At 51.7% G+C, this 7,186-nt stretch carries 7 protein-coding genes and 1 pseudogene; 1 reads left to right on the forward strand and 7 read right to left on the reverse strand.

Going from position 1 to position 7,186, the window contains the following annotated elements; translation table 11 throughout:
- Nucleotides 1-60 precede the first annotated feature (60 nt).
- The 5 genes and pseudogenes from KO503_RS18010 to pcaF form a co-directional block, all read right to left on the reverse strand.
- The gene (locus KO503_RS18010; RefSeq protein WP_215991249.1) at nt 61-552 is read right to left on the reverse strand and encodes a DDE-type integrase/transposase/recombinase; all 492 of its coding nucleotides are present in this window, start codon (nt 550-552) and stop codon (nt 61-63) included.
- A complete protein-coding gene (locus KO503_RS17770; RefSeq protein ID WP_252731016.1) occupies nt 546-854 on the reverse strand; it encodes a transposase in 309 nt (102 codons plus the stop codon). The genes KO503_RS18010 and KO503_RS17770 overlap by 7 nt, the downstream gene beginning before the upstream one ends.
- Nucleotides 855-1,150: 296 nt before the next feature.
- Nucleotides 1,151-1,267, reverse strand: a pseudogene (locus KO503_RS18075) (transposase); the annotation flags it as partial.
- A 221-nt stretch (nt 1,268-1,488) separates the two neighbouring features.
- Nucleotides 1,489-2,442 carry a bifunctional riboflavin kinase/FMN adenylyltransferase gene (ribF, locus tag KO503_RS09145; RefSeq protein ID WP_215991251.1) on the reverse strand — a complete coding sequence of 318 codons (954 nt, stop codon included), beginning with the start codon at nt 2,440-2,442 and terminating at the stop codon, nt 1,489-1,491.
- A 160-nt stretch (nt 2,443-2,602) separates the two neighbouring features.
- Complete coding sequence (gene pcaF / locus KO503_RS09150) at nt 2,603-3,799, reverse strand: 3-oxoadipyl-CoA thiolase (RefSeq protein ID WP_215991252.1); 1,197 nt, start codon at nt 3,797-3,799, stop codon at nt 2,603-2,605.
- A 447-nt stretch (nt 3,800-4,246) separates the two neighbouring features.
- Here pcaF and KO503_RS09155 point away from each other — a divergent pair, with 447 nt between their 5' ends.
- Nucleotides 4,247-5,020 carry an alpha/beta fold hydrolase gene (locus KO503_RS09155; protein WP_215991253.1) on the forward strand — a complete coding sequence of 258 codons (774 nt, stop codon included), beginning with the start codon at nt 4,247-4,249 and terminating at the stop codon, nt 5,018-5,020.
- A 122-nt stretch (nt 5,021-5,142) separates the two neighbouring features.
- Here the strand turns inward: KO503_RS09155 and KO503_RS09160 are convergent, their stop codons facing one another.
- Nucleotides 5,143-6,036 carry a LysR family transcriptional regulator gene (locus KO503_RS09160; protein ID WP_215991254.1) on the reverse strand — a complete coding sequence of 298 codons (894 nt, stop codon included), beginning with the start codon at nt 6,034-6,036 and terminating at the stop codon, nt 5,143-5,145.
- Nucleotides 6,037-6,166: 130 nt separating this feature from the next.
- On the reverse strand, nt 6,167-7,081 hold the full coding sequence (locus KO503_RS09165) for an MBL fold metallo-hydrolase (protein WP_215991255.1): 915 nt from the start codon (nt 7,079-7,081) through the stop codon (nt 6,167-6,169).
- Nucleotides 7,082-7,186 lie beyond the last annotated feature (105 nt).

The following is a 7,186-nucleotide window of genomic DNA, read 5'->3' on the forward strand; positions in this document are numbered from 1 at the left end:
GGTTACCATCATATGACTATCGGTGTTGAATATTTCCGGCTTACCGTGTTTGGCGAGGGCTTATTTCAAAGCCTTCACACAAAAGTCGGCGTCCATGCTGTTTGATAACCGCCAGGCCAACACCTTGCGGCTATGCCAATCCATGATAGCGACCAGGTACAAAAAGTCCCGACGCATAGGGATGTAAGTGATATCTGCGCACCAAACTTGGTTTGGGTGGTCGATGATCGCGTTTCTCAGCAAGTATGGCCAGATCTTATGCTGGGGATGTTTCTTGCTGGTGTTTGGCTCCTGATAAATTGGAACCAATCGCATGAGGCGCATAAGACGGCGAACCCGATGACGGCCACATTGGTAGTTGTTGCGCTTCATGTACCGGGCCATCTGACGCGATCCGTAGCAAGGCGTTTTCAAGAACTGTTTGTCGATTATTTTCATAAACCTCAAGTTCTCGGCACTTTCGCCCTTCGGTTCATAGTAGAGATTTGACCGCGACAACATCAGCAACGCACATTGCCGACGTAGGCTCAGCTTGTAATCTTTGCTCACCATTTTTTGCCTCGCGTTCCGAGCAGTTGCTGCGAGGCATCGACTAAAAAATCCCGTTCCACAACAAGCTGCCCAATCTTGGCATGCAGCTTGTCGACATCAGCGGAACTGACCCGTTCGGGCGCTGAACCTTTGCGAATAAAGGTAGTCGCCATGTTATCTATCGCTGCGCGCTTCCATGTCCCGATCTGGGTGGGATGGACACCGTACTTCTTCGATAGCTCCGCCATTGTCATTTCTTCACGGATCGCTTCAAGCGCAACCTTAGCCTTGAAATCGGGCGAATGGTTCTTTCGTTTCATCATTTTGGATCATCTCTTTCGCAAGTCGATCCACCTTAACGACTGGTCCGAATTCCCGCGACCACCTCTCTGTCCTAAGACAGGCCACCAATAAGCGAACGGCCGCTGCCCTTCATAGCGCAACATAGTACAGGCTGTTTCTACCGCGCACAGGCGGGCCCCAACCCGGAACGGTTTTTTAGGATATCGCGTTCCTCAGAAACGCGGGCCAGTTCCCTCTTCAAGCGCCTGATCTCTGCGGCCTGCTCTGTGGTCGCGTTGATTTGTTTGCGCGGCTGCGAAAACTGGGCTCTCCACTAAAGTGACTTGGTACTGATCCCGAGACGCTCTGAGGCCTCTGCAACTGAATATCCGCGATCCACAACTTGTGCGACCGCATCACGCTTGAACTCATCTGTAAATCTAATCCCTGACATCGCTTTCTCCTTGCTTCTAAAATTACCAAGTAAGGCGTCTACAAATCTAGGAGCTATTCATTAAACTGAGGGAAGTCTCGGGGGGCAGGTCAGGAGCTGTGAATTTAGAACGCCAAGCCGAATTGCAATCGGGTCCCTAGTTTTGGCCGAGGGGGGGCTCTCGCTTGCACTAAATCAATGGCATCGCGCAAAGCAGGACGAGAAATGAGGCTCAAATCAGGTCAGCCTGCCATGCAAGGATAAGCGAATTGTTTCAAACGGCGAGGCACTTTGGAGTGAAAAATCTCATTGGATGCTGTTTTGGCAAGGCCGGAACTTGGAACCTTGTGCAAGTATTCAATTAATTCAACGGAAATCGGAGTGCCGTGAATATCGTCAAACAGGTCGTGAAAGTGAGCCTTACATTGGACTTTATTAACGTCGGCCAGCGATTCTGAACTGATGGCAGCGGTCGTTTGATACCTACCTTTATGGGGGCCCTCAAGAACATCGGCATAGGCAGCGTATACGCCGCTCTTTGGACGATGAAGACCGGTTTGAGAAATTGTCGCGACAGTCATTCCGAGCCGCCGCGATTTTCTGTCATTGTGGTGCACGTTACCTTGTATGCTGTAGCGGCGTCCAAGCAGGTCAGCAACGTCACCAAGACGGCCCTCGCTTAAGCACTCGCGAATCCGCGTCGAAGAAATCGTCCCATCCGAGCGGGTCAACAGTTCTGAGATTGTGACTCCGAAGCCGAGCTTTTCCCCAAAATCAATCAGATCTGAAACGCTACCTTCGCGGTTTCTGCCAAATCGGTAATTTGCACCGACGAAGATGTGGCTGAAGGCAAACCCGTCGCAAAGCACCTTTTGTGCGAAATCCTTGGCCGATGTCTTGGCCAGATCGGCATCAAATGGCAATTCGAACAAGCTCTCTAGGCCACAACCCGCCAACCTTTGGCGTTTGGTGTTCGCGGCTTCCAGACGAAATGGTGCGGCGCTTGGCGCAAAAAACTCGCGTGGATGTGGCTCAAATGTCAGAATGCCGTGGGGCACGCCTAATTCTTTCGCCTTGGTCCGAGTCTGATCAAGAACATGGCGATGGCCCAAATGAACCCCATCAAAATTTCCGATCGCGACGCAGGCATTGCGTACAGAGTTCGGAAAATCAGTCCAAGATCTGACGGCTTTCATGCAAAAATTCCTTTGTCGTTGGCTGTGCAAGACCAACCTAGCACCTGAATCTGTCGCGAGTTTCCGCAATTTCAGAAAGAACCTTTTGAGTTAAGGGACAAAATGGCGAAGTTCACGATCCGTGGCCCGATAGGTCAGTCATGTTGGGCGATGAAGCCGGTCAAACGGCTTGCAGCGCGATTGCAATTCCTTGACCGACGCCAACGCACATGGTCGAGAGTGACTTTTCGCCGGTTTTCAGTTCCAAAGCAGCCGAACCCGTGATGCGCACGCCCGACATTCCCAAAGGATGCCCTAGCGCGATGGCCCCTCCGTTTGGATTGACGCGTGCGTCAGTGTCGGAAATTCCCAACTCGCGGAGAGTGGCAAGCACTTGCGCCGCGAAGGCTTCGTTTATCTCGATTACATCGAACATCGACTGGGACATGCCAAGGCGTTCCAATAGTTTCCGGGTCGCTGGCACGGGGCCAATTCCCATGATCCGAGGCGGAACACCTGCTGTCGCCGCGCCGAGTATGCGTGCGATTGGTGTCAAGGAATGTCGCTTGATGGCATCTTCGTTCGCAACGATGAGTGCTGCAGCGCCGTCATTGATCCCCGATGCATTCCCGGCGTTGACGGTTCCATTCTCTCGAAAGGGGGTGCGTAGCTGACCAAGGGCATCCTGCGTCGAAAGGCGCGGTTGTTCATCCGTTTCGAAGATGATTGCATCGCCGCGCCGCTGCGGCACTGGGACGTTGATAATTTCGCGCGCAAAGCGACCTGATTTGATCGCCTTGTCGGCTTTGACTTGTGACTGATGTGCGAAGGCGTCTTGATCCGCGCGCGTTATGGCAAAATCATCGGCGACATTCTCTGCTGTTTCCGGCATGGAATCGACACCATACTGCGTCCGCATCGCAGGATTTACCAAGCGCCAGCCAATCGTCGTGTCGTGAATTTCGGCGGCGCGTGAAAACGCACTTTCGGCCTTTGGCAAAACGAACGGAGCCCGCGACATGGATTCGACGCCCCCTGCCACAATGAACGATGCCTCGCCTGACTTGATGGCGCGGGCGGCAATCGCAATGGCATCCATACCTGATCCGCAAAGTCTATTGACGGTTGTGCCGGGGACTTCCACTGAAAACCCTGCAAGAAGGGCGGACATTCGGGCGACGTTGCGGTTGTCTTCGCCTGCTTGGTTGGCGCATCCGAAAATCACTTCGTCAACGGCGCTCCAGTCGGCTGATGAATTGCGCTGCATTAGGGCACGTAACGGGATCGCCCCGAGATCATCGGGACGGATAGAAGAGAGCGCGCCGCCAGCGCGGCCAATGGGTGTGCGGACATAGTCGCAAATATAGACATCGTTCATTTTAGATCCTCACATGTTGGGCGTTCGGGCGGCTGGCTATTGGAGCGCAGATTGTTCGAAAGCCTACGCACCAGATCAAAGAGGAGCAAGGCCACGTCACATTGTGATTTAACAGTCCGTAAGGTCGTTGCACCTGCGAAAGTTGAAGGTGTGCGACGCATGGAAAAGTGAGAATTTAGTCCAACGCGACGGTATGTTTTTGGGTTATGTAGTTGATTTAGATTAATTTTTTTGTTTTGTTGAAGGCGAATGTTGATTCGTAAAAATTGCTGGTTTCTACAGGCGCGTGGGTCGATAGGCCTGACGATTTGTTCGAAAATTCAAGTTCGGACTTTTGGGAACATAACAGTTTCGACTTAATCATTATCTCTCGGTGAGAACCTTGATTATCTTTGCCCTAAGTGAGCGTGGCGCAATTGTCCGCAAAATTAGGCTGGGAGCACTATAATGCAAATTACAGACGGTTTCGTATCGACAGATCACGGGCGTATTCACTTTCTGGAAGCGGGAAGCGGACCTGCAATTATCCTTCTGCATACGAATGGGAATTCGGCCTACGAATACGAAGACATGTTGAAAATTCTTGGACCGCGGTTCCGCGTCATCGCTTGGGATCAACCCGGTCACGGCGATTCAGATTGTGTGACGCGCCATTATTCCGTTGAAGATTTTTCTGACGCATTGGCAAGCTTCATGGATGCTTTGGGGCTCAAGACCGCAAGCGTTCTCGGGTCATCGATCGGAGGAGCAATCGCGACGGACTTCGGTGCGCGGTATGGCGACAAGATTGACACGCTATTCATTTGCGAAGCACCTGTACGCACACAAGAGGTGTGGAAAGGAAATTGGCCAAACACGGAGAAGAATTACGGGATGGCCTCGCAGACAATGGCCCAGATTGAAAATCGCCTGAATAATGTCGATGAAGAATTTCTGACGCGCTGGAACGTGGATCGCAACAAGGCCGGTTCTTGGACCATGACACAGGTCATGTGGGCGTTGCGTCAATACGACATGGAGGGCGCGATGACAAAGATCACCTGCAAGCCTGTGGTCGTTGTCGGCGGTAAGAGCGGGGTCAAGGCAGCGGAACCAATTTATCGAAAGTTGATAGACGGAATGTCTTTTGAACTGATGGAAAACAGCGGCCACTTTCCAATGTTGGATGAGCCTGACGTCCTGTCCGAGATCGTCGTGAAATACATCGACGCAAAGGCATAACGCGAGGGCGTCACTTTGTTGTTTTCGCAAGGTGACGCCTTTACTTCTTGCTCATTTTGGAGCCCGTTTCAGGATCGTTTTATCGTTAGCGGGTATCTTGCCGTGCCCCCCCGCGGAAAGCATTACAATGCGTCAGGGTCTGTTTTGGTGATTTCAACGAGGAACTGTATGACCTCTTTGACGCGGCGCGATGTGTTTTCTTTTGAATGATACAGTGCCGCAACAGGGACGGATTCACGGGCGAATTTTTCAAGCACAGAAACGACATTCCCTTGCGACAGGTCACGGCGAAATAGCCAATGTGTCGATTGCGCGATTCCAATCCCTGCCACCGCTGCTTCACGTACCGCATCGCCACTTTGTAGGGTGATATTGCCGGGTGCCGAGATGTGTTTGATTTGAGCGTCGCCCATTCGGAAAGACCAATTAGGACCAAAACGCCCTACAATACAATTGTGTTCCAGTAAGTCTTCCGGCGTCTGCGGTGTTCCCCATTTTTTCAGATAAGATGGAGCCGCAACCGTTAACATTGGTCCCGTGATCAGCTGCTTGCGGATTAAACTGGAATCCGGTTGTTCGCGCGCCATAACCGCAATATCAAACCGCCCCTGAATGAGGTCGACAAAACCATCGTTGAAGTGAATATCAAGATGGATATCTGGAAATGCTTCGTAAAAGGCCGGCAGTGCAGGGATGAATGTTACACGGCCAAACGACACAGGCATGACGATTTTGACGGATCCCATTATTGATGCATTGCTTCGGCGCAAAGCAGCATCGGCATCATCAAGCAGGGTCATCACTTGGTTGCACTGGTCGTAGTAAACCTTTCCAAGATCTGTCAACATGATGTGGCGTGTTGAGCGATTGAAAAGCTGAACCCGAAGATCCTGCTCCAACCTGTTCACGTTTTTGGTGACTGCCGAAGCTGAGATGCCCAGCACATCGGCCGCAGCAGAGAAGCCTTGGCACTCCGCTACACGTAAGAAGGTTTTGATGGCTTGGAACTTGTTCATTCATCGACCCTATTCTATTGATATTATAAGTACAGCCTGCCTTTTAGGGCAAGACAAACACTGTATCTTGCGGTTATGACCGATCTGCAACTTTAGGCACGCGGCTGAGGCGGATTGAAAAACGTGTCTCTTAGCCGCCGTGAGAGGTCTCGGCACCCAGCGCCAAAGGCTTGAAACGGTAGCCGTCCGCAGTTTGTTCCACATAGCCACAACCCGGAAACGGAAAATGATACCCTTGCACGCGTATTCTCTTCTGAGCCAACCAATGTAGCTTTTCGCGACGCGTGCGTTCTGCCAGCACAGGATATTGGTCAAAACGCCCATGCCAGCCGGGATTTCTGAGGAAAATCGCCGGATTATTGGTGAGATCCGATTGCAGGAACACTTCTTCCGCGCCTGATTTTACGATGAAAGACATATGACCAATCGAATGGCCGGGTGTACCGACCGCCGTGACGCCGTCCAAAATTTCATCGCCATCGGAGTAGACCTGAACCTGATCTTTCAAACTGTCGAAGATTTTCAAATTTGTTTGCGTCAATTTCATCATGCGAGGCGAGGGGGCCGGAATGCGAGGGGCCTTTTTCATCCAGAAATCCCATTCAACGCGTGGCACTAAAATCGCAGCATTAGGATATGCAGAATTGTCGTTTTCGTCTAACAGGCCATTTACATGGTCTGGATGGCAGTGGGAAATAACAACTGTATCGATTTCAGCAGCTTTGATACCTGCTTGGCTCAGGCTTTCGGACAGACAGCCTGGGCCGGCAGGATCAGCAACCAGCCCAGCCGCGCCGTTCCCTGTGTCGATCAAAACTTTTCTATTACCGCAGTCCAAAAGGATGGGGGTGTAAATCGTAGTGATCTGATTGATCGGCAAACCTGCGTCCGAAAGTGCAGCGTTGATTTCGTCTTTCGTCGCGTTGGTGACAAAGTCATCAGTAAGCGGGAAAGTTCGCGCTCCATCCGCGAGGATCACCACGCGGATGGAGCCTACGAAGTAAGATGCAAAACGGGCAGCCGAAGGCACTGCCGCTAGCTTCATTTCACATCGCTTTCTTTGATACCTGTCGCTTCTCTGACCCTTGGCATGACCTCATGTGCCATCAGCTCCATTGATTTTCTCGAGAGCGCCTTATCGGTCCAGTCC

Origin of the sequence: Pacificibacter marinus, from assembly GCF_018860505.1 — a bacterium.
GTDB classification, from domain to species: Bacteria; Pseudomonadota; Alphaproteobacteria; order Rhodobacterales; family Rhodobacteraceae; genus Celeribacter; species Celeribacter marinus_B.

What these genes read in the sequence shown, in the direction of transcription:
- pcaF (WP_215991252.1), bottom strand. Translation starts at nt 3,799, where the DNA reads ATGAACGATGTCTATATTTGCGACTATGTCCGCACACCCATTGGCCGC.
- KO503_RS18010 (WP_215991249.1), bottom strand. Translation starts at nt 552, where the DNA reads ATGGTGAGCAAAGATTACAAGCTGAGCCTACGTCGGCAATGTGCGTTG.
- KO503_RS09155 (WP_215991253.1), top strand. Translation starts at nt 4,247, where the DNA reads ATGCAAATTACAGACGGTTTCGTATCGACAGATCACGGGCGTATTCAC.
- ribF (WP_215991251.1), bottom strand. Translation starts at nt 2,442, where the DNA reads ATGAAAGCCGTCAGATCTTGGACTGATTTTCCGAACTCTGTACGCAAT.
- KO503_RS09160 (WP_215991254.1), bottom strand. Translation starts at nt 6,036, where the DNA reads ATGAACAAGTTCCAAGCCATCAAAACCTTCTTACGTGTAGCGGAGTGC.
- KO503_RS17770 (WP_252731016.1), bottom strand. Translation starts at nt 854, where the DNA reads ATGATGAAACGAAAGAACCATTCGCCCGATTTCAAGGCTAAGGTTGCG.
- KO503_RS09165 (WP_215991255.1), bottom strand. Translation starts at nt 7,081, where the DNA reads ATGAAGCTAGCGGCAGTGCCTTCGGCTGCCCGTTTTGCATCTTACTTC.